Here is a 22,974-nt window from a genome sequence, read left to right as displayed (position 1 = left end):
GAGTGTTTGTTAAATAACCACCCTGAAGGTTAGGTTTACCCTGGCGGTCATTGGCGTTGATGATTTTGCTATCCTGTGCTCCCATTGCTCCTGCAGACCGCTTTTCATTAATAAAAATGAACCGTGTTCTAAACGTACCGAAAATTTTTGGCTATGGTCCGCCTTATTGCGGATATCAAAGCTACGTACCTGCCCAAAGCTTACGGATGCTATGACGGGGTGTTTGCCTAAAATGCTTTCTTTATCGCTATGCCAGGCTACAGAATCATTTCCATCGCGATAATAATTTAGCAACACACTATTAAATTTTACGCCGCTTAAAGGCTCAAGCTTTTCTTTTATGGCAAGTAGTTCGGGTGTCCAGGGCAAAGGGTTACTTACCAAACCTGGATTTGAATAATCTGTGCCCAGATCACCAAACCAGGCTGTTAGCCGTGGCGTAAGCACCTCCTTATCATACATTTTTTGGACGGACTGTTTCCAGGGCGTTTCAGCTATAAATTTATTTAAAAAATAGTCGCCCTCCTGCGTTGTAAACAGGCCCGGAAAATACTCCAGATAATCTGTAGGCAGCCCTTTACTTTGCCCCGCCATAGCAAATAATGCCAATTGCTCCATCACCCTCTTTTAAATCTAACCCAAATATATACTAAAAATATTAGTAAATAAAATAGCCTATATTTAGTATCGTTGGCAAAGATTGGCAGGCAGTTTGCTACAATTATGGTAAAAAGGAGGAAATATGCCCTGGTATAACGGAGATTACCCGCCATCATACAAAAACTAACCTAAAAAAATACGCGAAAAGGCTACCGAGATTGCTAACGAAGTTTTAAAGACAACCGGCAACGAAGGGGAGGCCATTGCCACGGGTTTGAAACAGGCACGGCTGCATTTTGAAAAAGAGAAGCAGTCAAAATCAAAAGACTAATGCTATGCCGTCCGCCGTTATTGCCCATTACGATTATAATGCGCCCACTGAAACGCTGACCATCAGGTACCATTCGGGCAAAGTATATAACTATCTTAACGTACCTGCAAAGGTATTTAGCCAAATGCGGTCAACCATCGTTAAGGGCATTTGGTTTAACAGGCACATAAAGGGCAAATATCCTTTTGAGGATGTAACCCCCGGGCTGGGACAAACCAAGCTGTTCGGCCCGGCATGAGGCTTTAGTCCGTATAATTTGACTTGTCTGTCTATATGTAAGGGTCTGTTACTTGCGCTTATCTGCCTTTTTATCCTTTAATAAATAATCAGGGAATTTAGCCTCGCTCGCCCCATTTTGGTTGCGCAGGTTTGACTGCCCGCCAACGTCCGTTTGCAATGGCAGCGACATCCCGTTTGATGCATTAAGCACCTTGAATAGCTCGGTATTCATGGTTTGTATCAGTGTTTTATAGTTGATATCGCGAATTAAGTTTTTGGCTTCCAATGGGTCGGCCTTTAAGTCATACAATTCGTCAGTATCCCAAATGCCATAATAATGAATGTATTTGTACTGATCATTGCGCAGGGCATGCATGGTTGGTGTGTGAGGGAAAGACCGCTCCCAAAAATACTCGTACAATAAGCCGGTACGCCAGGTTGGCGGGGTGTTGCCTTCTAATAAAGACAGATAACTCATCCCATCCATATAAGCCGGGGCCTTTAGTCCGGCGGCTTCAAGCAGGGTTGGGGCAATATCAATGTTAGCTACTACTTGCTTTACTACAGTGCCCGGTTTAATCATCTCGGGGCAATAAGCAAGTAACGGCACCCGCATAGATGCTTCATAGGCATTGCGTTTGTCTATCAGCCCGTGCTCGCCAAACTGAAAACCGTTGTCGCCCATGTAAACAATGAGTGTCGACTCCAACAGCCCTTCCTTCTTCAAATAATCCATTACTTTCCCAACTGACTCATCTACGCTGTGCAAGGTCTCTGCATACTTCTTATAATACACGCCAATGTCTAAATCGCTATGGTACGGAAAATCGATACCATGCCATGAGTTACGCTGGTTTTGCACCCACATTGGCGCACCCGTAACGTTCTTCGGGTCCATAGTAAATGGCGGATTAAACTTGTATTTAGCCGCCCTTCCGCTATCGCGTTTGGCGGGGATAAAATCCGCGTGGACGCCTTTGTGCGCCAGGTACAGCATAAAAGGCTTGTCTTTTTTGCGATGGTCCAAAAAGTCAATAGCGTAATCAGTCAGCTCGTCCGTGATGTAGCCTTTTTGCTTAACATGCTGGCCATTAACATTTAGGCCGTTTCTTTCGAGCAGGTACGAGCCCTGTCCTTTAAAGGATACCCAATAATCGAAACCACGCTTAGGGTCATCACCGTCATTACCGGCATGCCACTTGCCTACCATAGCAGTTTGGTATCCAACTTTTTGCAGGTATTGCGGAAAAAATACCAGATTGGGCGGCACCGAATGGTTATTATCAATAACGGTATGTTTATGAGAGTACAATCCGGTTAATATCGTAGCCCTTGATGGGGAACAAAGCGAGTTATTTACAAAAGCGTTTGGCAGGTAAGCACCCTCGCGCGCCATGCGGTCAAGGTTGGGTGTCTCTATAAAATCCTGCGTGTGCAGAAACCCTAAAGCGTCGTAACGGTGATCGTCAGCCAAAATATAGATAATATTGCGGGGCTTGCCAGTGCCGGTCTTGCTTAGTTTTAGCGAACCTTTGGGTTGCGATACAACGGCAGTTTGCGCAAATACTACAGATACAAGTACAAATTTAGCTAGTAATAGGGTGTATAACCGTTTCATAAAATACAATTGATGTGGCCAAGCTACAAAATATCCCACATAGCACATCGGGCTATCAATCCTTTAACAATAGGTATAAATTATATTAACTTAGGCATAGCAATGAGGATACAAGCCGCTATACGGAGACATAAGCAAACCATACTATATGGCTTAGCCATGGGTGTGCTATGGTTTTTACTGCAATGGCTCGAGCTACGTTTTGTGCTCATCAGCCATGCTTTTGAGATCTACGCCGGTACCATAGCGTTGGTGTTTACCGGGTTGGGTATTTGGTTAGCCACAAAACTTATTAAGCCTAAAGTTACCACCGTGGTGGTGGAGAAGCAGGTATTTGTAGCTACCGGCCCGGGGTTTACGCTTAACGAAGCGGTGCTTGAAGAACTACGCATCAGCAAACGCGAACTGGATGTTTTGCAGCTAATGGCCGATGGTTTGAGCAGTCAGCAAATAGCTGAACGGTTGTTTGTATCATTAAATACAGTTAAAACACATACGTCAAACTTGTTTATGAAATTAGATGCCGGGCGGCGCACTTTGGCTATTGAAAAAGCCAAACGTTTAAACCTGATACCCTAAATATCTGAGTTACCTGGTGTGAAATGCGAGGTTTGTAGCAAAATCACCCAAAAGTATGACTGTGAATTGTTTGCGTTACCCCAATTTTGGCCATTGAAACAAAACCAAATAACATGAAAAAAATTGTACTTGTATGTGGGCTAATAGCCGGGTTGATTGCCGGGGGCTGGGCCGTGTTCTTTATCTCGATGTGCTACAAAAATGCCAGTCTGGAAAACGGCATGATCTATGGCTACACAGCCATGTTGGTAGGCTTTTCGCTGATATTTGTCGGCATAAAAAACTATCGTGATAACTATTTAGGGGGTAGCATCAGCTTTGGTGCCGCGTTTAAAATGGGTTTAATGATAGCCTTTATAGCATCGTCGGTATATGTGGTGATGTGGGCAATTGATTACCACTTTTTTGTGCCCGATTTTGATGTGGTATTTAGCCAGCATGAAGTGGCTAAACTACAGGCAGCTGGAGCCAGCCAGGCAGCAATAACTGCAAAGACCGCCGAGATGGCACAATTTACACAGGATTATAAAAATCCCCTCTATTTTATCGGCATGACATATATCGAGATCCTACCTGTAGGTATCCTTGTATCGGTAATTGCTGCCCTCATATTGAAAAAGAAGAAGCAGGATAATATCGCGACAGCATAAAACTGAAAAGATATTTTATTACTTTGGGGTCCGGATTTGTATAAATCCGGACCTTTTTTGTAACCCACATAACCCTACGTATGAATTTTAACAACAAAGTTGCCATAGTTACCGGCGCGGGCCAGGGTATTGGTTTTGAAATTTGCCGCCAACTGGTAGCGGGCGGAGCTACCGTTTTGTTGAACGATGTTGATGCCGAACTGGCCAATAATGCTGCAGCCACGATAAACAGCGATGGCGGTAAAAGCTGCGTAGCATTACCCGGCGACTCAAGCGATATTAGTTTTATTAACCAGATTGTAGATGCTGCGGTGAATCAATATGGCAGTTTGGATATTGTGATAGCTAACGCAGGCATTACTTTATTCGGCGATTTTGCTACTTACTCGCCCGAGGCGTTTAATAAGGTTTTACAAGTAAACCTGGGCGGATCATTCTTTATGGCGCAAGTGGCATCAAATAAAATGAAGTTGCAGCCACAGGGTGGCAGTATACTATTTACCTCGTCGGTAGTGGGGCATCAGGCACTTAAAAGTTTGGCTTGTTACGCCATGACCAAGGCGGCTTTAGAGATGTTGGCCAAAAATTTGGTTCTTGAATTGTCGCCCTTCAAAATTACGGTAAACACGATTGCGCCAGGCGCTACGCTAACAGAACGCACTATGCTTGAAGAAGATTACGAACGCGTATGGTCTGAAATTACCCCTATGGGTCGCCCGGCTTATGTAAGCGATATAGCAAATACGGCATTATTCCTGGTGTCCGACGGAGCAAGGCACATTACCGGGCAAAGCCTTATTGTTGACGGTGGCTGGACATCTGTTAGCCCCTTACCTTACGGGATAAAATAAGTTTGTTAATCATTTTTTAACCTCAAAGTTATTCCGAATACAGTATCCGTCGTTTACAATAATTGTTGGCCCGCTTTAAAAAATTGCCTACATTACCTAATATTCAACTAATAAAATATGCTTTTAAACGCAGGCTACCAGCATTTTTCTTTTGATCTCTGGTTGACGCTGATCCGCTCAAACCCTGCTTTTAAGCAAGAGCGCGCAAAGTGCTTTTATCAGCATTTTAATTTCAGGAACAAACCCCTTGATGAGGTTGTCGCCGTGTTTCGGCAGGTGGATTTGATGTGTAACCTCATCAACGAAAAAACCGGCAAAAACATTGATGCCGACGAGATGTACCTGATGGTTTTAAGCATAATAAACGACGGGGACAGCCGGGTTTGGGGTATTGATATAGCCGAGCTGTACGCGGATATGGAAGCCTTGGTTTTTAAGTACCTACCTGTTGCCTATTGCGATGAAACCATAGGCGCACTAGCGCATATTAAACAACAAACCGGGGGGACTATTGGCATATTAAGTAATACCGGGTTTATCCGCGGTGTAACATTGCGTAAGGTTTTACATCAAATAGGCATCAGCGAGCACGTTGATTTTCAATTATACTCTGACGAAACCGGCATGTCAAAACCAAATTCCGGATTTTTTAACCTGATGCTTGAAGAGTTGAAAGCACACCATACCGAAATTGACCTTAAGCGGGTTATCCATATTGGCGACAACCCTATTGCAGATATTGCAGGGGCGCAAGCCGTAGGAATACAAAGCCTGCTGATTAACTCAAACAACCGTTACTTACCTGGTTTTATAAACAATGCATACCACTTACTCGCTACATAAAATATCTAACCCCGCCGACTTTGGCTTTAGCCCGGCCGATTACAGCCGCTTTAAGTTTGGCGATGACGAGGTTGCCCGCCATTTTGGCGCCGACCTTGCCGATGGCTTTATTAAAAACGTATTAAGCTATATCACCGCACAGCAGCAACTGGTGGTTATATCAAGCCCTTACTCGTTCATCCCAACGGCTACCTTTACCATGAAAAACCATTTTGTGGCAAAGCTTAACCGCTGGCTAGCGCAGCACGGGTGGCCGGTTGTGCAAGAAACTAAGGTGCACCGCACCATTACTTATAAAGAGGATTATGGCGAGTTGGATGCCGAGCAACGACTTAAGTTAATTGGAAACGACTCGTTCCATATTGACAGCATGTTTTTAAAGGGCAAAACACTCTTATTTTTAGATGATATAAAGATAACCGGCGGGCATGAGCGGATGATTAGTAAGATGATTGAAGCGCATAATTTGGATAATACTACCTACATGCTTTATTTTGGCGAGTTGGTAAACCATAACATCCCCCCAAACATTGAAAATCATTTGAATTATTACAGCGTTAAAAGTATTTTTGACTTAAATGAAATTATTGAAAGTGGTAGGTTTTGCATTAATACCCGCATAGTAAAATATATACTGAACTATGACCATGAAAGCTTTTGCATTTTTTTACAGAACAAACCCGACGCGTTTATAAATACATTATATGATATGGCTTTAGGCAATGGCTACCATACTATGGAGAGTTACCAGCTTAACCTTAATCACCTTAAAAACCAATTAGTATCTTACAACAAAAATTTAGCTTAATATAATATGGCAATTAACCTACAAAAAGGACAGCGCGAAGCTATTAACGCTCCTAAATTCACTATAGGCCTGGGTTGGGATACCAACAGCTCCTCAACCGGTGCGGCTTTTGACCTAGACGCGTCTGTTTTTATTATGGGCGATAACAAAAAGATTTTGGCCGATGAGTACTTCGTTTTTTACAACAATGCCAAATCGCCGGACGGCGCGGTTGAACATACCGGCGATAACCTTACCGGCGATGGTGATGGCGATGATGAGCAAATAAAAATAGACCTGTCAAATATATCGCCGCAGGCTACAGAAATATGTGTTGTGGTAACCATACATGAGGCCGAGAGCCGCCGCCAGAATTTTGGGCAGGTACGCAACTCTTTCATCCGCGTATTTGACTCGGCAACCAATACCGATATTTTGAAATACGAGTTAGAAGAAGATTTCTCTATAGAAACCGCTGTTGAATTTGGCCGCATATACAAGCGCAACAACGAGTGGAAATTTGAGGCTGTTGGCGCCGGTATGAAAGGTGGCTTGCAGGATTATTTAAACAAATATAACTAACACCATAAAAACATGGCAATCAATCTTGAAAAGGGCCAGCGTATAAGCCTTGAAAAATCAGACGGCAAAAAGCTGCAAAATATATGTGTAGGTATTAACTGGGGCGCAATTGTAAAAAAAGGTTTTTTTGGCTCTAAAACAGAGGCAGTGGATCTTGATGCCAGCTGCGCCTTATTTAACGACGCAAAAGAGCTTGAAGAAGTAGTCTACTTTGGTAACCTTAAATCAAAGAACGGATCTGTTAAACACAGCGGCGACGACCTTACCGGCGACATGGGCGGTGACGACGGTTTGGATAACGAAGTAATAACTGTTAACCTGGGCGATCTTTCGCCAATTACTACCCACGTAGCCTTTGTGCTTAACAGCTTCAGAGGGCAAGATTTTGGCAGCATTCCGTTTGCTTCATTGCGCGTTTACGAGGGTACGCCAACCCGGGTTAATGAGGTGTTTGCTAAATATAACATTACAGGCGGTAACTTTGCCGGCCACGTATCAATGGTATTAGGCGTATTTTACAAACGCAACGGCGAATGGAAGTTTAACGCTGTTGGCGAACCTACCCGCGACAAGAAATTACAGGAAACTTTAGAAACAGTTAAGCAACAATATTTATAACAGGCTACGACATTATCATGGAACCTAACCTAACCCCGGACAAACCGGCCGAAGTAATATCACCAGCTGTTAAACTGATTGATAAAGATGGCAACGTTGACCTTACGCGGGCGGCACCTGCTGACCTGACCAAATACAACGATCTGAATAAGTCGCTTAACCCGGCCGATTCTAACTCTATATTGAACTTCGGCGTAGAGGTGCAAAACTCTATGGAGAAGTATAGCAACCAGTTTTTAAGCTCGGTGCGTACCTATAATTCTGGCGAGGTTGGTGGTCTGATTAATGAGTTACTGGTTGAACTTAACTATATTGATGTTGATGAGCTGGAGCAAAGCTCTTTTAAAACCTTCCTGTCAAAAATTCCTTTGTTAGGTAAATTAATTACCGACGTTAAAAAGATGTTCCAGAAGTACGACCTGGTGATTAACAACGTCGACAAAATAACCAACAAGGTTAAGGCAGGCAGGCTCAATGCAATAAAAGATAACAGCTCGTTGCAAACCATGTTTGACAGCAACGTTACCTATATCCACCAAATGGAGGAGCTGATCATATCCGGCCAGTTAAAATATGATGAGCTGATGCAGAAACTGGCCGAAATGGAAGCCAACCCATCTGCCTATAACGACTATGAAATAGCAGACTTGCGAGAGTTTAACGGGCGTTTGGATAAGCGCCTGGCAGATATGAAGATTGTTAGGTTTATTATGCTGCAATCTTTAGCGCAAATTCGCATAGTGCAAAATAACAACACGTCAATTGCCGAGAAAGCGCAGTCAATTGTTTCAACTACTATCCCGGTATGGAAAAACCAATTGACCATAGCTGTTGCGCTGCAAAGGCAAAAGGCCAATGTGGATATGCAGCGTAAAATATCGGATACGACAAACACTATATTGCAAAAAAATGCCGATTTGCTTAAACAGAATAGTATTGAAGTAGCACGCGAAAACGAAAAAACCGTTGTGTCTATAGATACGCTGAAACGAACTACGCAATCACTCATTGAAACCTTAAATGAGGTTAAACAGATACATGAGCAAGGCGCACAAAACCGCAAACAACTAAACACCGAATTGCAAACACTGGAAACTGAGCTGAAAAAGAACGTGACCAATGTGAGCAGATAGTGCCCGAATGGACGATAACCCGATACTACGCGAGTCGACCCAGTATTTAAATAAACTACACATTTTATCCGCCTTTTTTGAGGATGAAATAGTTTATAAAATATACTTGCGCACGCAGGTTATCCATAGGTTATATGAAACAAACCCCGAGCTTGATATTAACAAGCTGGAGCTTTTTCATGTGCAGTTTACCGCCGCAGTTATTGATTTGCTAAAAAAAATAAAAAAGATAAACGAGCGTAACAGCAGTTTGCTTTTTGAAGAGATAAGGCTTAATAAAGACCTGATAAAAAGCGTACAAGACAGCGATTTTGCAGAGCACGATTATGATAACGACAAGCAACGGCAGGCTTTACGCATAAATACCTCATTACGTAAGCTATACCAGGTATTGTCCGAAGAGTCGCATGAGTATCCGCTGGTTAAAAATATCAACGCTTTTAGCGCCCGTTATGCCCAGGATTATTTTTTTGACATTACAGCCGAAATGCTGGGTATGCTTACGGCTTATGAGCCCAAAGAGGTATATACCGATGCCTCTGCTATAATTGAGCGCAAGCTGATGGGTAAGCTATGCAAATTTGATTTTCGGACAGCGTTTTATTGCGGCCTAAAAACCGGCAACCTTGCCATAGAGATTTATAAGTTTATTGACCAGCCGGTTTGGTATATATTTTACCCATCGCGTAATATTTTTTTGCTATGCGATTATGACTTGCTGAGTAACATAAACACCGGCACGGAGGTTACCCGCAATGATCGTATCGTACAGGAACTGCTGGACAAAAACGATCAGTTGCAAAGCAGCGCTTCAATCATTCGTATCAATATACCTGCTGAGGTAAAAAACCTTTTGGCAGAAAACTATAAGAAAATATCAGACATCAATTTCCTTCAAAACATTGCTGGGTTTGACGCGCAGGCAAATATTTTAAAAGCCATGCTAAATACCGATATGATTTAGCATTATTGTAACAGCAAAACATTAACACCGTCTAACTAAAAACAGATCATTCAAGATGGATTTTTTACACACTCTACTAGGCGACGATATACAGGCCGGCCTGCTTATAGTTTTAAACCTGATAGTTATTGAAAGCTTACTTTCTGTTGATAATGCAGCGGTGCTGGCCACTATGGTGCTTGATTTGCCTAAAGCGCAGCGCCAAAAGGCATTGCGCTATGGTATTATTGGCGCTTATGTTTTTAGAGGTATTTGCCTGTTTTTAGCAGGTTGGCTGGTTAAAATTTGGTGGTTAAAGCCTTTAGGGGGCTTGTACCTGCTATATTTAGCATTCAATTATTTTAAGGACAAACTGGCAGGCAACAGCGCCGAAGAAGATTCAGTTAAAAAAGAAGAAAGCTGGATCTATAAATCAACCGTTGGCTTAATAGGTAACTTTTGGGCAACAGTAGCTTTGGTTGAAGTAATGGACCTTGCATTTTCTATAGACAACGTATTTGCGGCGGTTGCCTTTACCGACCACATGTTTTTGATTTACGTTGGTGTGTTTATTGGCATATTGGCCATGCGCTTTGTAGCGCAGGCTTTTGTTAAGCTGATGGAAAAATTCACTTTCCTTGAAGCAATTGCATTTATTGTAATTGCGGTATTAGGCATAAAACTATCCTCGTCATTATACACCCATTTTTACCCGGGCACCCCGATAGCAGAAGCTATTGAAGGCGAAAAAACGGATCTGTTTGTATCAATTTTCACCGTGGCAATTTTTATCATTCCTGTGGTAACATCGCTGCTATTTAACTTCCCTAAACGCAACATAATGAAACCTGAAATTGCAGAGGATGCAGAAAAGGTTTTAGACCAAAGCTAATGATCACTTTTTTAATGCCCGCATAGCTAAAGCAGCTACTAATCCTCCTATTGCGTAATAAGCAACGGTCATAACCTGTGTACGTGCCGTACGGTTTACGGGTGCGTCGCTTAACCCCATTGGTTTTGTTAATGCCAGTGCGCCAACACCTGCAGCCAGACCATAAGCCGCTCCGCGGGCGATAAGATGCTTTTTAAGGCCAATGCCAATAAGCGCAAAATATAAAGCGTTACTCACCAAATCGCCGGCAAGGGTAGCGCCATAACGGGCATTACCCGTAAGCGGGGTAGCTCCTGCAGCTTTCGTTAGTTTAGTCAGGGCTTCTTCGCCAATCAGATCAACACGTGGTGCAAAATGATCAAACCGACGGATGCTTTCATGTAGGATATTCAGCGCCGCTGCACCGGCGAGGCCGCCCAAAATTGATTTCATGTTTTTCATATCCAAACGCAACGATCATCGTGCCAAAAATGATTAATATACTGTCTGCTCGTTTGCATATTTGCACAGCTGCATATTTACAGATCAAACCGTATCTTTGCAATCTGTGAAATCATACAACAAATTAGTGATATCACAGTAAAATAGCAATGCAGTTAACAGACACGTCAGCAAGTATTTGGGAGAAGGGGTATAATAACTACGGGCCTTGGCTTAAACAAAAGTACCCGGGTCACCGTGTATTTAAGGTTATTGTTGATGGCAATTTTACTTGCCCTAACCGCGACGGCAGTAAGGGTTTTGGCGGTTGCACCTATTGTAATGTCGACTCGTTTACGCCGTCGGTAAGCCGCAACGCCTCAACCATTAAACAGCAGGTTATGGAGGGTATGGAGCGTGCCCGCCAGGGGAATAAGGCTGATAAGTTTATTATTTACTTTCAGCCTAATACTAACACCTACGCACCGGTACATTACCTAAAAGCTTTGTATGACGAAGCGCTGAGCTATTGCCCCGAGGATATTGTAGGCTTATCTGTTGGTACACGCCCTGACTGTATTGATGCCGAAAAGATAGCATTGTTAGAAAGCTATACCGACCGTTTTGATGTAGATCTGGAGATGGGCATGGAGAGCATTTACAATGAAACACTTGGCCAGATAAATCGTGGTTGTACGCACGACGATTTGTTGGTGGCCCTTGAGTTGGTTAAGGATAGCAAACTGGATATTTGCGTACACACAATCTTTGGCCTGCCCGGCGAAAGCAAAGAAATGATGCTAAAATATGCCGACGAGATTAACCGCTATCCGCAGATAAAATTTGTAAAGTTTCATCACCTGCACATCGTTGAGGGCTCTGTTATGGGCGTTAAATATAAACGTGATCCGTTTAAGCTTTTTAGTTTGGATGAGTACGCAGAGTTTTTGTGCGAACTATTGCCACTTGTTCGCCCGGATGTGGTAATACAACGCCTGTTTGGCCTTAGCGACCGCGACCTGCTGATAGCACCCAACTGGGGCTTAAAAAAATCAGAAATCCAATATTACATAGATCAAAAAATACTGAGCAATGGCGTAGTGCAGGGTAGTGCATTAAACCAATAGGCGGCTGTTGGCAGCGATTTTGCAATAAAGGCTGAAAACAAGTATTTTAGGGAAAATCTAAAACAACCAACCTTTGGCTAATAAACCTGTACAAAACTACATTCCGGCCTTAACGGGCGTGCGTGCACTGGCGGCGTACCTGGTTTTTATCTCGCACTATTACTATGTGTTTGATGATACTTTTCCTCATATTGTGCAACGTTTTCTTGGCGAGTTCCATATTGGGGTATCTATTTTCTTTGTACTATCAGGTTTTTTAATCACTTATCGGTACTATGGTAATTTTCATTTAACAACCGATTGGTTTAAGCAGTATCTTAAAAACCGGGTAGCGCGTATTTACCCCATGTACGCTATACTTACCCTCTGCGCCTTTGCCTATTACTTTATTACCAAAGATCAAAGTATAACCAAGGGTTTTGAAAACCCCATAGCCTTGCTTGCAATGAATATTACATTCATTCGCGGGTTCTTTTACCAGTTTTGGGACACTGGTATAGCGCAGGGTTGGAGCTTAACAGTAGAAGAGTGCTTTTATTTCTCTGCTCCGCTGATATTCCTTATCGCCAAAAAATACAATAAGTTTTACATACAGCCGGCCATATTAACGGCCTTTGCTATTGGCATGGTGCTCATATTTAGCCGGGTAAACTGGTATGGCTTTTTCGGTAATTTACCGTTTGTAATGCTGTTTACCTTTTTTGGCCGCTGCTTTGAGTTTTTTGTAGGCGTGCAGCTTGCCCGTATCATACTAAACAAAGGTTTTGAGCGCACTAATAAAGTAGTTTATACTTATCTGGGCTTTTTGCTAATTATGCTGTGTGTGTTGGCTATGGCTTATCAGCCCGTGCCTAAAGGCTGGGCGGCTGGTGTGCAAAGCCCTGCGGGTATTATTATTAACAATTACTTTTTATGTGTAGCAGTGGCCTTGTTTTTTTACGGGATACTAACCGAAAATACGGTGATGAAAAAAGTGCTTGCCCTGCCGTTTGTTGAGCTGCTGGGCAAAAGCTCCTATATTTTTTATCTTATCCATTTGGGTTGGATGTACACCCTGATGCACCAAAGCTGGGATTGGCTAAACGAGTACAGCTTTGAGTTGTATGATAAGTGGGGTAAAGATTGGCCGTCGGTGTTTGAGAATGATAAACTTAATTTATTGTATGCTTTTATTTTGCTAAACGCGATATCGGTATTGCTGTTTAAAACGATAGAAGAGCCGCTTAATCATTACATACGCAAGTCAAATTTTTTGATCAAGAACAAACCCCGCAACCCCGAGAATAGCTCGGCGCAAATAAAATAATGAGCATACAGAAAGGATTGTTAAGATGGATGTATACTTTGGCGTTGTTGTTGGCTACGCAATGCGTGTGGGCGCAAGAACATGCGGAGGGCGAAGTCGCAAGCAATGAGGACGAGATAGTAGTATCTGCCAATGCGCTAACAAAAGACGCTATTTTTGAAAACACGGCCAAGTATGTTTTTGAGGTTAAAAACGGCACTGCCACACCCCAGCAAGGCAAAATATCATACGCCATAATTGGCCAGGACGGCGAAAAATATCCGGGTGACTCGGTTCAGGTTAACATCGCTGCTAAAAGCGTAGCCAAGTTTAATTTTGACATTAAAGGACATGGCCCCGGCTTTTACAGGGTCAACTTTATGATCAACGTTTCTGAGTATGACGATACGCTGCACAAAGTGTTTGGCATTCAGCCTGAGAAACTGGTGTCTAACCACAAAAAACCTGCTGATTTTGATGAGTTTTGGCGAAAAGCAAAGGCAGAGCTGGCCGATGTAGAGCCCGCATTTCAATGCACGCTGATGCCGGGTTTGTCTACACCCATCTGTAACGTTTATTTAGTGCAAATGCAGAGCCTTGGTAATGTAACTATAAGGGGATGGCTAACAGAGCCGGTTACAAAAAATCCAAATAAAAAATTTGCAATTGTGGTTGGCTTGCCGGGTTACCAGGTACCACTCTCGCCAATTATGACTGTTGGCGACCCTGATCTGGCATTCTTGACTTTGAATGTACGTGGACAGGGAAACAGTCGCGATGCTATTAGCACCCGCCATGACGAGTTTGTGGTTCATCATATTGACGATAAAAATAAATATGTAATGCGTGGGGTTGTTATGGATTGTCTACGTGCTATAGACTTTGTTTTTACCAGGCCGGAGTTAAAACACGATAATATTTTTGTAAAAGGGGGTAGTATGGGCGGCTTTTTAGCCATAGCCACAGCAAGCCTGGATAAAAGGGTAAATTTATGCTCTGCTCAAAGCCCGATATTTGCTGATATACGCAGCCTGGTTAAAAGGGTGACTTTCCCCATAACATCCATCAATTTATACCTTAAAACACAGCCGGGATTAACACTGGATAAAGTGTTAGATAACTTTGATTATTTTGATGTTAAAAACTTCGCGCCAAACATAAAATGTAGATTTATAATGAGCATTGGTTTGTTAGATACTTTTGTTGCACCAACAAACGATTATACTGTATTTAATGCCATGACGACAAACAAGAAAATAATGGTATTTAAAGATTATGGTCATGACGTGAGCCCTTTATATATACAGCTTGAAACCGCATGGATGCATGACCAGTTTGGGTTATTTTATTAGCTAAAGATAAAGTAAAATGAGATTTACGCTAAAAGATTTAAGACATCCGACAAAACTGATTTATATAGTTATAGCCTGTATCCACCTCATGGCTGGTACTGCTATGGCCCAGGATCACGACAAAGGCGATGGCGCGGCCGAAGGCGAGATTGAAACCATACTTACCCCCGCTAATAAAGATGCCGTGTTTGCCAAAAACGCCCGGTACACCTTTGAGGTAAAAAACCCTACTAATACCGTGCAGGAGGGTAAAGTATCATACATTGTGATGGACGATTACGGCAAGTTGCTGCACAAGGACTCTGTAGCCGTAAAAATAGATAAGCATAGCGCCGGTAAATATAACTTTGAGGTACCCGGCCAGGGCGTTGGCTTTTACAAGGTTAACTTTATGGTAAATGTTACCGAATATGACGATACAACACGCCGTGTTTTTGGCATTCAGCCCGAAAAAATAGTATCAAAGTACGCTAAACCGGCAGACTTTGATGCTTTTTGGGATAACGTAAAAATCGAGCTGGCCAAAGTTAAGCCAAAGTTTAAAGTAACCGCGATGCCCAAGCTTGACCGGGACAACCGCCACGTTTACCTGTTTGAAATGCAATCGTTAGGGGATATGACCATACGAGGGTGGATGACTGTACCCATCAACAAAAACCCTAACCGTAAATATTCTGTACTACTGGGTTTACCGGGCTACCAGGTAAACCTTGACCCGCTGATGGGTGTCGATAATGATCTGGCGATCCTGACCCTTAATGTGCGCGGCCAGGGTAATAGTCGCGGGCCGGTAAATACCCGCCGAGATGAGTTTATATTTCATCACATCGAAAACAAAAATAAGTACGTTATGCGCGGCGTAATTGCCGACTGCCTGCGTGCTGTCGACTTTATATTTTCAAGGCCTGAACTCAGGCATGATCAAATCCTGGTATCGGGCGGTAGCATGGGCGGATACCTTTCTATCGCGACCGCAAGCCTTGACAAGCGCGTTAAGCTTTGCTCTGCCCAAAATCCAATATTTTGCGACATACGAGGCTTGCCTGGCGCAGTTGACTGGCCCATGAGCAGTATCACCAAATACATTGGCACACAACCGGGCCTTACGCTTAACAAGGTGTTAGCTAACCTTGATTATTATGATGCTAAAAACTTTGCCGGTAACATTACCTGCTCAACCATTATGGGTATAGGTTTACTTGATCCCTTTGCCCCGCCGACTGCGGAGTTTGGAGCCTTTAACAACTTGAAAGGCGAGAAACGCATGATGATATTTAAAGACCTTGGCCACGAAATTAGCCAGGCTTACAAAAATTTAGAGGGCCGCTGGATGCGCGACGCTTTTGCATTATTTTAACTATAGGATATGAAACTTACAGCAATACGTTTAAAATACCTTTTAATAGCCATGGTTTTTGTGATTACTGCTTGCAGTAAAAGCTATGCAGGTGGTTTCCCGGTGCGTCCGGGTAGTTTGCTGCTGTCGCCGTCTGTAAATTACTTTTTTGCCAATAAGGGGTGGGACTCATTGCGCAGGCAAACGCCTTTTGCAAATGGCGGCAGGTTTCAGTCTATCAGCTATTCTCTCTATTCAGAGTATGGTATCAGCAAGCGTTTTACCGCTGTTGCTATGCTGCCCTTTGTAAACAACAGTTATAAAGATAACACAGGTTATGCCAGCGAAACCGCTGGCTTTACAGATTTGGAAGTGGGCCTGCGTTATTACGTAGCCAATATTGATTATATCTACTATTTCACGGTTCAAGGAACATTTATCACCCCAATGTACAGTAGCAATGTAAACTTGGGTTACGGCCAGCAGGGTGCAGAAATCAAGGCAGCGTTTGCAGGCAGCGGTAAGGTGTTTGGTAAAAACTACTACTTCACACTTGAAAACGGTGTGCGCCAATATTTTGGCAACAGCGGCCCGCTACAAGACAGGTACACCGTTACCGGAGGGTTAACGTTGGACAGGCGCTTTAAACAGCAGCTATCAGCATCGTTAGGTGGTTTTTACTCAACCAGTAGCCTAAGCAGCGGATATGATCCTACCCGGGTGGCGGCCAACAAAAACTTTGCTTTCAACCAGGTCTCGGTAAGTTACGGCTATTCGTTTAATCGTAAGATGGCCATGTTTGTTACGGCTGGTACGTTTATAAATGGCCGCAATACCGGTAACGGCACCAGTGGGTCGGCTTCAATAATTATTAAGCCATTTTAAATAATACAGACATTTAAGTTTATACCATGCGCAAACTATTTATCCTTTTTCTATTTCTGCCGGTTTTTTGTTTAGCACAAGATGCAGAAACATTTATACAGCAGGGCAATACCAAAGCCGGCGTTAAGGATAACAAAGGCGCCATAGCTGCATATACCAAGGCTATAGCGCTTGCGCCGGGCAATGCAAAAATCTATTTCTACCGCGCCAATGCCTATGCAAACTTAAGCGATTACAAGTTGGCCATTGCCGATTTTAGCAAGTCGATATCTATTGATCCATCGGCAAATAACATGTTTTCCTACTACTATCGCGGTAACGCAAATAACGGTAACGGTGCGTATGCCGATGCGGTTGCTGATTACACTAAGGCGCTAACCTTTGAACCCAAAAATGCCGAATTGTTCCAATATCGCGCCAATGCTAAATCTAACATGAAAGATTACGCCGGTGCTATTGAAGATTTTACCAGAGCCATCGCCTTTAACCCTAAAAACCCGGCGCTGTTTATGTATCGGGGTGTGGCAAAAGCTAATATAAACGATAACAAAGGCGCTATTGCCGATTACGATCTGGCTGCTAAGCTCGACCCCGGAAATGCCGACCTGATATTTTATCGCGCAAACTCCAAGGGCAATATGGGCGATTACAGGGCCGCCATTGCAGACTATACCCGCGCCATTGGCCTTAACCGTAAAAATACTGACGCTGTGTTTTATCGTGGTAACGCTTATGCCAATTTAAAAGAATATCCACTGGCCATCGCCGATTATAAAACCACCATTGCGCTTGAGCCTAAAAAGGCCAACGTATATAAATACCTGGCAAACGCTTTGGCTAATAACGGAGATAATAAAGCCGCACTTGCTTATTTTTCTGAGCTGATAAAAGGCGACCCAAAAAACGCGGCGCTTTACCAGTACAGCGGTTTGGTTAAAGTTAATCTGAACGACAAAGTAGGCGCAATTGAAGACTTTGATAAGTCGATAGAGCTGGACGGGGACAACTCTGACGTTTTTCAAAATCGTGGTGATGCTAAGTTTAGCATGAAGCTGTATGCAGATGCTATGGACGATGTAGATCATGCTATTGAATTAGATGAGAACAACAGTTTTGCTTACGTTACCCGCGGTAACATCCATCTAAAAATGAACGATACCTTGGCAGCTATTGCTGATCTGAATAAGGCTATAGCGCTAAACCAGCGTAACGATTACCCGTACGCCATTCGCGGGGATATCAAAGCGATGCAGAAAAACTTTAGCGCTGCTTTGGCTGATTATAATACGGCGGTGGAGCTTAACCCAGGCAACCCCGATAACTTTTTAAAGCGTGGTAACGCCCGTTTAAGAAATGGCGACCGCCCCGGTGCTTTAAACGACTTTAAGCGCGTTGGCGAAAGTAACTCGAAAGATACCAGTATGTATGTAAGGCTTGGCCAGTCTATGATTAAAGGTAAATTTTACGCAGAGTCTTTAGCCATGTTTGATGGCTTGGTTAAGAAGGAGCCGCAAAACGCTAATTTTTTAGTGCAACGCGGCGCCGCCAAAGAGAACCTTGGTAATGTGCTTGATGCAATGGTTGATTACAATGCAGCGCTAAAAATTGATACTGGGTTGGTAGAAGCCTACCAAAATCGCGGTAGCGGTAAAATAAAGTTGAAAGATTATGAAGGCGCGCTAAAAGACCTTAATACAGCCATTAAGAAGCGCGAAAATGACGATGAGGCGTATTTTGTACGGGCAAGCGTAAAAATGGCCCTAAAGGACTATGAAGGCGCTGTAGACGATTATAATAGTACTTTATTTATCAATCTGGATAACGTAAAAGCTTTTGCGGCCCGTGCTTACGCCAAAAGCTTCATCCCCGATGCCGAGCGTATGGTTGATGATTTTAACTATGCCCTGATGCTTGAGCCTAAAAACGAGGACATTTACAACCTTTGGGGCGATGCCGAGATCAACCTGAAAAACTATAATGCCGCTTTAAAGAATTACAATCAGGCTATTGCGCTTAACCCTAAGGCCCCGTTGAGTTTCTTTAAACGCGGAACAGTAAAAATATTGATGAACAACGACAAAGCAGGCGCCTGCACAGATTTTACGGCCGCCGCCGCTATGGGGTCAAGAGAAGCAAAAGAATCGTTGGCGACATATTGTAAATAGTAATATTACCCCACATCTCTTGGTTATTATTCAATAAGCAGTAATGTAGGAGCGGGTGGGCGACTAACAATAATACCGTGAACGATGGGGAAGGTATTTATCCCTTATAAACCCCAAACATTTCATTGATTGCTTGTTCGCGATGTGTGAAGATCTTGTTTACTTCATTAGCCACTAAAATGCTATTAGCCAACTTGCCAATTGCGCCGTAGGGTATGGCGTAGTAAAGGATATCCTTCATATTAACTCCACCTTTTATCTCTTCGAAATGATGCTCGTGGTGCCAAAGGGCATAGGGGCCAAAGCGTTGCTCGTCTATAAAATACTGGTGCTCTTTTACGTGGGTTATCTCGGTCATCCAATCCATTTTAATACCAAACAGCGGGGTGATTTTGTAGGTGATGATCATACCCTCGTAAACCTTGCTATTAGCATCGTAAGGCGATGTTACCTCAAAGCCCATTTGCGGTGGTGTTATTTTAGCCAGATTTAAAGGTGATGTAAAGAAATCCCAGGTTTCGGCAAGGGGGATGGGCAGTTTATGCTCAAATTCAAGGCGGTATGTTTTCACACCAAAACAAGTACAAAAATTCAGCCAGTAAAAGTGCTATTTTAACTTAGCAGCTATCAGCGCCGCCATATCGTTAAACTCGCGCTCGCTGTAACCCATGGACTGGTATAGAATCTTACCCTGCTCATCCAAAATAAAATTGCGGGGTATCATCTGTTTGGCGTAAAGGCTGTAAATTTTTTTGCCCTTGTCGGGCAGCATGGCAAACGTGTATTTGTTTTGCAACTTAAAGGGCTCCACTTTATCCCAATCCTCATCGCGGCCAAAAATTAAAAGCGCAAATTTGGGGTTGTCTTTATACTTGTCCCATATCTCGGCTTGCACGCGCGGTAATTCAGTACGGCAGGGACCGCACCAGGTGGCAAAAAAGTTGATCATCACAATTTTGCCTTTGTATTTATCTAGACTGGTTTGCTTGGTTTTATCTATGTAAAAACTAAAGTTAAGGGCCTTATCCCCTACTTTGACCAGCAAGTCCGGGTCAGCCGGAGCCTGGGCAATGGCAAATAATCTAGCTGCTAAGAATAATGTGGTAAGTAAGCCTTTTTTCATCCCTTAAAGTTAAGCAGAGGTACGCAGTAATCCAACTATCGTTATGATCATCATACTTGGGATGAAGCAATTTCCTTGGAAGAGCGCAGATCTTACAGTGTACTGTTTCCACGCTCGCAATGACGAAACAGGGTTTGATGGTTAACTACTGTACCATCTTATTGGCGCAGCACGAGCTTGCAAAGGCTTCGGGCTTGGCTTTAAATACAAAGCCCATACCTAAAATGTAGCCCATAGCCTCGTGCAGGGCCTGGTTTGATTTAAACATAGGGTTGGTATTAATGTCGGCATGCACTTCCAGGTCAACATCATACAGATCAAGCAAGTCGCACAGGCGGTATGATATGTCGATGGACTTTTGCACCTCGGTGAGCATACGCTCCTTGATGCTCATTTTTTGCAATGATTTTTCCTGATGGATGTACATGAAACCGCCCCTACCCTCGCGCAGAAAAACAATGACGGTTGCAAAATCAGTGATAGTGCCTTTTACCTGCGAGTCGGTACCGATGCAGACTTTAAGCTTGTTACCCAGCAGGGTTTCGCGCTCAATAGCTTTTTCTACTTCGTCAATTATGGGTAGTTGAATAATGTCTCCGCTGAACTTTCTCCATGTCATAAAGATTGGGTTTTAGTAGTCCGTTTAATACATATCTAAAGATAGCATATAACCAACTATTAAAACCTAACCTAAATATCATTTATTTGTTAACATTGCGCTATATGTCAACAGGTTAACACAAAATTAACGTGTGTGCTATAATTTTTTAATCTCTACGCGGCGGTTACGTACACGGCCGGCTTCATTGGTGTTATCGGCAACCGGTTTTTTGTCGCCATAGCCTTTAACCTCCAAGTTGTCGCCGCTAACGCCCGAGTTTACCAGGTATGCTTTTACAGCAGTAGCGCGTTCAACAGAAAGCGCCATATTGTGCTCGTCGGTACCTTCGGCAGATGAGTTGCCGTTTAGCACAAACTTTACAGAAGCGTCTTTTTTCATTTCGGCAGCAGCTTTATCCATGATAGGGTACGATGCCGTTTTTAATATGCCCGAGTTAAACTCAAACTGTATGTTAGCAAAATTATAGTCGGGTTTTGTAACAACGGGAGGTGCAGTCGGGGCTGGTGCAGGGGCCGGAGTTGGTGCAGGAGCTGGTTTTGGCGCAGGCGTTTCGGCAACAGGCTCTGGCGTAGCAGCCGCCGCTATTTTCTTAGCCTTACAGGCATCAAACAAAACAACTGCTGATAGCAGTGAAGCAGAAAAATAAAGGGATCTTAAAAATTTCATGATTGTGATTAGTATGTTTTATATGCTTTTTAAACGGCAATAATAATGGCTTATTGTAAATATTACACACCATTAGTTTCTAACATATAAACAATCGGGCGCGTTTTGCGCCCAATCCTAACCTCAATATCTTACTCAAAAAACAACTATACTGTAGCAGTTAGCCTGCTTAAGCTTCTGTACAAAAACTCATTATAAATATGCCTGCGTGCAAACCTGCCCGGAGAATCGGCATTAACCAGTTTTACATAAACGGCCTTGGGAACGTCAAAATATTCGTAGGCGTTACCGTCAGAAAATTCAACTTTAAGCACCTGTTGCTTAAACTCAAAATCTGTTATGGCAGCGGTGGTTGTAGTGGTAACATAGTCGGCAAGCGTTTGCTCGCGTGTCTCGGGCGCTATGCTTACCAAAAAGTGGTAGGCTTCAATAATGGTTTTGCTTTTCTCTTCGGCAGCCAGTTTGCTTTCTTCGCTCTCCTGAAATTTATCCGGGTGCCAGGTTTTCATTAGCCCGCGGTAAACCGACTTAAGTTCTTGTAATTCGGCAGTTTCTGTAACGCCCAAAAGCCTTCTGTAGTCAATAATTTTTTTCATTGTGTATTTTAATTTATTGTAATTGAAGCAGAAAGCTTATACCGTCGCCCAAAAAAATAATGGCGCAAAGGTACGATTCTTTTTTTGCTACGGAAACCATATTAACTAATAAACAAAGAGACGGTATTTGTTATTAATGGATGATGAAGAATATATTATTTTTTGGCGATAGCCTGACGGCTGGATACGGGCTGACAGATGTAACTAACCAAGCCTTCCCGGGGTTGATACAACAAAAAATAAACGCTGCCGGGTTAAATTATAAAGTTATAAATGCCGGTGTTAGTGGCGATACTACCCGCGGTGGCCTGGCCCGGCTTGATTATTGGCTGAGCCAGCCCGTGGATATATTTATACTTGAACTGGGTATTAATGATGCCATACGGGGTGTAACGCCTGCTACCATTAAACAAAACCTGCAACTTATTATTAATAAAGTACGCGCCAAATATCCAGAAGTAAAAATTGCTTTAATGGGGATGCAACTGCCAGAGTTTATCCCCGGCAGGCAGATAGCCGAGTTTAGCCATATTTTTAGCGCCCTGGCGGCCGATAATAGCATAGCCCTGGTGCCTTTCTTTTTAGAAGGCGTGGCCGGGCAGCGCCACCTTAACCTGCGCGACGGTATGCACCCATCCGCCGAAGGCTATAAAGTTATAGCCGATAACGTATGGCCGGTTATTGAGCGGTTGCTTTAAATAAGTATGTCATTACGGGCGTAACAGGCTTATTGCCAAATTTATCGTTTTTA

Annotated in this window: 26 protein-coding genes; 18 read left to right on the top strand and 8 right to left on the bottom strand. The window is 43.2% G+C overall.

Annotation, left to right across the window (positions count from 1 at the left end; genetic code table 11):
- Positions 1-9: 9 nt before the first annotated feature.
- Positions 10-618 (bottom strand): alpha-ketoglutarate-dependent dioxygenase AlkB family protein, encoded by a 609-nt coding sequence (locus tag ACFSYC_RS13945; RefSeq protein WP_377128787.1) that lies wholly within the window; start codon positions 616-618, stop codon positions 10-12.
- A 278-nt stretch (positions 619-896) separates the two neighbouring features.
- Here ACFSYC_RS13945 and ACFSYC_RS13940 point away from each other — a divergent pair, with 278 nt between their 5' ends.
- Positions 897-1,169, top strand: a complete 273-nt coding sequence (locus ACFSYC_RS13940) for a KTSC domain-containing protein (RefSeq protein ID WP_377128784.1) — start codon at positions 897-899, stop codon at positions 1,167-1,169.
- A gap of 48 nt (positions 1,170-1,217) precedes the next feature.
- On the opposite strand, the gene ACFSYC_RS13935 is transcribed toward ACFSYC_RS13940, so the two are convergent.
- Entirely contained in the window at positions 1,218-2,768 is a 1,551-nt protein-coding gene (locus ACFSYC_RS13935; protein WP_377128781.1) for a sulfatase family protein, read from the bottom strand.
- A 102-nt stretch (positions 2,769-2,870) separates the two neighbouring features.
- Here ACFSYC_RS13935 and ACFSYC_RS13930 point away from each other — a divergent pair, with 102 nt between their 5' ends.
- The 10 genes from ACFSYC_RS13930 (at position 2,871) to ACFSYC_RS13885 (ending at position 10,646) form a co-directional block, all read left to right on the top strand.
- Entirely contained in the window at positions 2,871-3,347 is a 477-nt protein-coding gene (locus ACFSYC_RS13930; protein WP_377128778.1) for a helix-turn-helix transcriptional regulator, read from the top strand.
- Positions 3,348-3,460: 113 nt separating this feature from the next.
- The gene (locus tag ACFSYC_RS13925) at positions 3,461-3,997 is read left to right on the top strand and encodes a DUF4199 domain-containing protein (protein ID WP_377128776.1); all 537 of its coding nucleotides are present in this window, start codon (positions 3,461-3,463) and stop codon (positions 3,995-3,997) included.
- An 80-nt stretch (positions 3,998-4,077) separates the two neighbouring features.
- The gene (locus ACFSYC_RS13920) at positions 4,078-4,848 is read left to right on the top strand and encodes an SDR family NAD(P)-dependent oxidoreductase (RefSeq protein WP_377128773.1); all 771 of its coding nucleotides are present in this window, start codon (positions 4,078-4,080) and stop codon (positions 4,846-4,848) included.
- Between the two features lie 117 nt (positions 4,849-4,965).
- Positions 4,966-5,691, top strand: a complete 726-nt coding sequence (locus ACFSYC_RS13915; protein WP_377128770.1) for an HAD family hydrolase — start codon at positions 4,966-4,968, stop codon at positions 5,689-5,691.
- The gene (locus ACFSYC_RS13910; protein ID WP_377128767.1) at positions 5,666-6,499 is read left to right on the top strand and encodes a phosphoribosyltransferase family protein; all 834 of its coding nucleotides are present in this window, start codon (positions 5,666-5,668) and stop codon (positions 6,497-6,499) included. The genes ACFSYC_RS13915 and ACFSYC_RS13910 overlap by 26 nt, the downstream gene beginning before the upstream one ends.
- A gap of 6 nt (positions 6,500-6,505) precedes the next feature.
- Positions 6,506-7,060 (top strand): TerD family protein, encoded by a 555-nt coding sequence (locus tag ACFSYC_RS13905; RefSeq protein ID WP_377128764.1) that lies wholly within the window; start codon positions 6,506-6,508, stop codon positions 7,058-7,060.
- A gap of 12 nt (positions 7,061-7,072) precedes the next feature.
- Positions 7,073-7,678 carry a TerD family protein gene (locus ACFSYC_RS13900; RefSeq protein ID WP_377128761.1) on the top strand — a complete coding sequence of 202 codons (606 nt, stop codon included), beginning with the start codon at positions 7,073-7,075 and terminating at the stop codon, positions 7,676-7,678.
- A 17-nt stretch (positions 7,679-7,695) separates the two neighbouring features.
- Positions 7,696-8,811, top strand: a complete 1,116-nt coding sequence (locus ACFSYC_RS13895; protein ID WP_377128759.1) for a toxic anion resistance protein — start codon at positions 7,696-7,698, stop codon at positions 8,809-8,811.
- 7 nt (positions 8,812-8,818) lie between these two features.
- Positions 8,819-9,775, top strand: a complete 957-nt coding sequence (locus tag ACFSYC_RS13890; protein ID WP_377128757.1) for a hypothetical protein — start codon at positions 8,819-8,821, stop codon at positions 9,773-9,775.
- Between the two features lie 55 nt (positions 9,776-9,830).
- Positions 9,831-10,646 (top strand): TerC family protein, encoded by an 816-nt coding sequence (locus ACFSYC_RS13885; RefSeq protein WP_377128755.1) that lies wholly within the window; start codon positions 9,831-9,833, stop codon positions 10,644-10,646.
- Between the two features lie 3 nt (positions 10,647-10,649).
- On the opposite strand, the gene ACFSYC_RS13880 is transcribed toward ACFSYC_RS13885, so the two are convergent.
- Positions 10,650-11,078, bottom strand: a complete 429-nt coding sequence (locus ACFSYC_RS13880) for a hypothetical protein (protein WP_377128752.1) — start codon at positions 11,076-11,078, stop codon at positions 10,650-10,652.
- Between the two features lie 158 nt (positions 11,079-11,236).
- Here ACFSYC_RS13880 and ACFSYC_RS13875 point away from each other — a divergent pair, with 158 nt between their 5' ends.
- From ACFSYC_RS13875 to ACFSYC_RS13850, 6 genes are all read left to right on the top strand, one after another.
- The gene (locus tag ACFSYC_RS13875) at positions 11,237-12,193 is read left to right on the top strand and encodes a TIGR01212 family radical SAM protein (RefSeq protein WP_377128749.1); all 957 of its coding nucleotides are present in this window, start codon (positions 11,237-11,239) and stop codon (positions 12,191-12,193) included.
- A gap of 73 nt (positions 12,194-12,266) precedes the next feature.
- On the top strand, positions 12,267-13,499 hold the full coding sequence (locus ACFSYC_RS13870) for an acyltransferase family protein (RefSeq protein WP_377128746.1): 1,233 nt from the start codon (positions 12,267-12,269) through the stop codon (positions 13,497-13,499).
- Positions 13,499-14,830, top strand: a complete 1,332-nt coding sequence (locus tag ACFSYC_RS13865; protein WP_377128743.1) for an acetylxylan esterase — start codon at positions 13,499-13,501, stop codon at positions 14,828-14,830. The genes ACFSYC_RS13870 and ACFSYC_RS13865 overlap by 1 nt, the downstream gene beginning before the upstream one ends.
- Positions 14,831-14,846: 16 nt before the next feature.
- Positions 14,847-16,187 (top strand): acetylxylan esterase, encoded by a 1,341-nt coding sequence (locus ACFSYC_RS13860; RefSeq protein WP_377128740.1) that lies wholly within the window; start codon positions 14,847-14,849, stop codon positions 16,185-16,187.
- A 9-nt stretch (positions 16,188-16,196) separates the two neighbouring features.
- Positions 16,197-17,051, top strand: coding sequence for a hypothetical protein (locus ACFSYC_RS13855; protein WP_377128737.1), 855 nt, complete (start codon positions 16,197-16,199; stop codon positions 17,049-17,051).
- Positions 17,052-17,077: 26 nt separating this feature from the next.
- Positions 17,078-19,216 (top strand): tetratricopeptide repeat protein, encoded by a 2,139-nt coding sequence (locus tag ACFSYC_RS13850; RefSeq protein WP_377128734.1) that lies wholly within the window; start codon positions 17,078-17,080, stop codon positions 19,214-19,216.
- A 97-nt stretch (positions 19,217-19,313) separates the two neighbouring features.
- Here the strand turns inward: ACFSYC_RS13850 and ACFSYC_RS13845 are convergent, their stop codons facing one another.
- The 5 genes from ACFSYC_RS13845 to ACFSYC_RS13825 all read right to left on the bottom strand — a co-directional run bounded on the left by ACFSYC_RS13845 (position 19,314) and on the right by ACFSYC_RS13825 (position 22,223).
- Positions 19,314-19,787, bottom strand: coding sequence for an SRPBCC family protein (locus ACFSYC_RS13845; RefSeq protein WP_377128731.1), 474 nt, complete (start codon positions 19,785-19,787; stop codon positions 19,314-19,316).
- A 36-nt stretch (positions 19,788-19,823) separates the two neighbouring features.
- On the bottom strand, positions 19,824-20,339 hold the full coding sequence (locus ACFSYC_RS13840; RefSeq protein ID WP_377128729.1) for a TlpA family protein disulfide reductase: 516 nt from the start codon (positions 20,337-20,339) through the stop codon (positions 19,824-19,826).
- A gap of 145 nt (positions 20,340-20,484) precedes the next feature.
- Positions 20,485-20,958 carry a ribonuclease H-like YkuK family protein gene (locus tag ACFSYC_RS13835; protein WP_377128726.1) on the bottom strand — a complete coding sequence of 158 codons (474 nt, stop codon included), beginning with the start codon at positions 20,956-20,958 and terminating at the stop codon, positions 20,485-20,487.
- 138 nt (positions 20,959-21,096) lie between these two features.
- Positions 21,097-21,627 (bottom strand): OmpA family protein, encoded by a 531-nt coding sequence (locus ACFSYC_RS13830; protein WP_377128723.1) that lies wholly within the window; start codon positions 21,625-21,627, stop codon positions 21,097-21,099.
- A 146-nt stretch (positions 21,628-21,773) separates the two neighbouring features.
- Positions 21,774-22,223, bottom strand: a complete 450-nt coding sequence (locus ACFSYC_RS13825; RefSeq protein WP_377128721.1) for a KTSC domain-containing protein — start codon at positions 22,221-22,223, stop codon at positions 21,774-21,776.
- A gap of 140 nt (positions 22,224-22,363) precedes the next feature.
- On the opposite strand from ACFSYC_RS13825, the gene ACFSYC_RS13820 reads away from it, so the two are divergent.
- The gene (locus ACFSYC_RS13820) at positions 22,364-22,921 is read left to right on the top strand and encodes an arylesterase (protein ID WP_377128718.1); all 558 of its coding nucleotides are present in this window, start codon (positions 22,364-22,366) and stop codon (positions 22,919-22,921) included.
- Positions 22,922-22,974 lie beyond the last annotated feature (53 nt).

Origin of the sequence: Mucilaginibacter antarcticus, from assembly GCF_042686155.1 — a bacterium.
Taxonomy (GTDB): Bacteria; Bacteroidota; Bacteroidia; order Sphingobacteriales; family Sphingobacteriaceae; genus Mucilaginibacter; species Mucilaginibacter antarcticus.
This window is presented reverse-complemented; position numbering and strand designations above follow the sequence as displayed.

What these genes read in the sequence shown, in the direction of transcription:
- ACFSYC_RS13945 (WP_377128787.1), bottom strand. Translation starts at nt 618, where the DNA reads ATGGAGCAATTGGCATTATTTGCTATGGCGGGGCAAAGTAAAGGGCTG.
- ACFSYC_RS13935 (WP_377128781.1), bottom strand. Translation starts at nt 2,768, where the DNA reads ATGAAACGGTTATACACCCTATTACTAGCTAAATTTGTACTTGTATCT.
- ACFSYC_RS13930 (WP_377128778.1), top strand. Translation starts at nt 2,871, where the DNA reads ATGAGGATACAAGCCGCTATACGGAGACATAAGCAAACCATACTATAT.
- ACFSYC_RS13925 (WP_377128776.1), top strand. Translation starts at nt 3,461, where the DNA reads ATGAAAAAAATTGTACTTGTATGTGGGCTAATAGCCGGGTTGATTGCC.
- ACFSYC_RS13920 (WP_377128773.1), top strand. Translation starts at nt 4,078, where the DNA reads ATGAATTTTAACAACAAAGTTGCCATAGTTACCGGCGCGGGCCAGGGT.
- ACFSYC_RS13915 (WP_377128770.1), top strand. Translation starts at nt 4,966, where the DNA reads ATGCTTTTAAACGCAGGCTACCAGCATTTTTCTTTTGATCTCTGGTTG.
- ACFSYC_RS13910 (WP_377128767.1), top strand. Translation starts at nt 5,666, where the DNA reads ATGCATACCACTTACTCGCTACATAAAATATCTAACCCCGCCGACTTT.
- ACFSYC_RS13905 (WP_377128764.1), top strand. Translation starts at nt 6,506, where the DNA reads ATGGCAATTAACCTACAAAAAGGACAGCGCGAAGCTATTAACGCTCCT.
- ACFSYC_RS13900 (WP_377128761.1), top strand. Translation starts at nt 7,073, where the DNA reads ATGGCAATCAATCTTGAAAAGGGCCAGCGTATAAGCCTTGAAAAATCA.
- ACFSYC_RS13895 (WP_377128759.1), top strand. Translation starts at nt 7,696, where the DNA reads ATGGAACCTAACCTAACCCCGGACAAACCGGCCGAAGTAATATCACCA.
- ACFSYC_RS13890 (WP_377128757.1), top strand. Translation starts at nt 8,819, where the DNA reads ATGGACGATAACCCGATACTACGCGAGTCGACCCAGTATTTAAATAAA.
- ACFSYC_RS13885 (WP_377128755.1), top strand. Translation starts at nt 9,831, where the DNA reads ATGGATTTTTTACACACTCTACTAGGCGACGATATACAGGCCGGCCTG.
- ACFSYC_RS13880 (WP_377128752.1), bottom strand. Translation starts at nt 11,078, where the DNA reads ATGAAATCAATTTTGGGCGGCCTCGCCGGTGCAGCGGCGCTGAATATC.
- ACFSYC_RS13875 (WP_377128749.1), top strand. Translation starts at nt 11,237, where the DNA reads ATGCAGTTAACAGACACGTCAGCAAGTATTTGGGAGAAGGGGTATAAT.
- ACFSYC_RS13865 (WP_377128743.1), top strand. Translation starts at nt 13,499, where the DNA reads ATGAGCATACAGAAAGGATTGTTAAGATGGATGTATACTTTGGCGTTG.
- ACFSYC_RS13860 (WP_377128740.1), top strand. Translation starts at nt 14,847, where the DNA reads ATGAGATTTACGCTAAAAGATTTAAGACATCCGACAAAACTGATTTAT.
- ACFSYC_RS13855 (WP_377128737.1), top strand. Translation starts at nt 16,197, where the DNA reads ATGAAACTTACAGCAATACGTTTAAAATACCTTTTAATAGCCATGGTT.
- ACFSYC_RS13850 (WP_377128734.1), top strand. Translation starts at nt 17,078, where the DNA reads ATGCGCAAACTATTTATCCTTTTTCTATTTCTGCCGGTTTTTTGTTTA.
- ACFSYC_RS13840 (WP_377128729.1), bottom strand. Translation starts at nt 20,339, where the DNA reads ATGAAAAAAGGCTTACTTACCACATTATTCTTAGCAGCTAGATTATTT.
- ACFSYC_RS13835 (WP_377128726.1), bottom strand. Translation starts at nt 20,958, where the DNA reads ATGACATGGAGAAAGTTCAGCGGAGACATTATTCAACTACCCATAATT.
- ACFSYC_RS13830 (WP_377128723.1), bottom strand. Translation starts at nt 21,627, where the DNA reads ATGAAATTTTTAAGATCCCTTTATTTTTCTGCTTCACTGCTATCAGCA.
- ACFSYC_RS13825 (WP_377128721.1), bottom strand. Translation starts at nt 22,223, where the DNA reads ATGAAAAAAATTATTGACTACAGAAGGCTTTTGGGCGTTACAGAAACT.
- ACFSYC_RS13820 (WP_377128718.1), top strand. Translation starts at nt 22,364, where the DNA reads ATGATGAAGAATATATTATTTTTTGGCGATAGCCTGACGGCTGGATAC.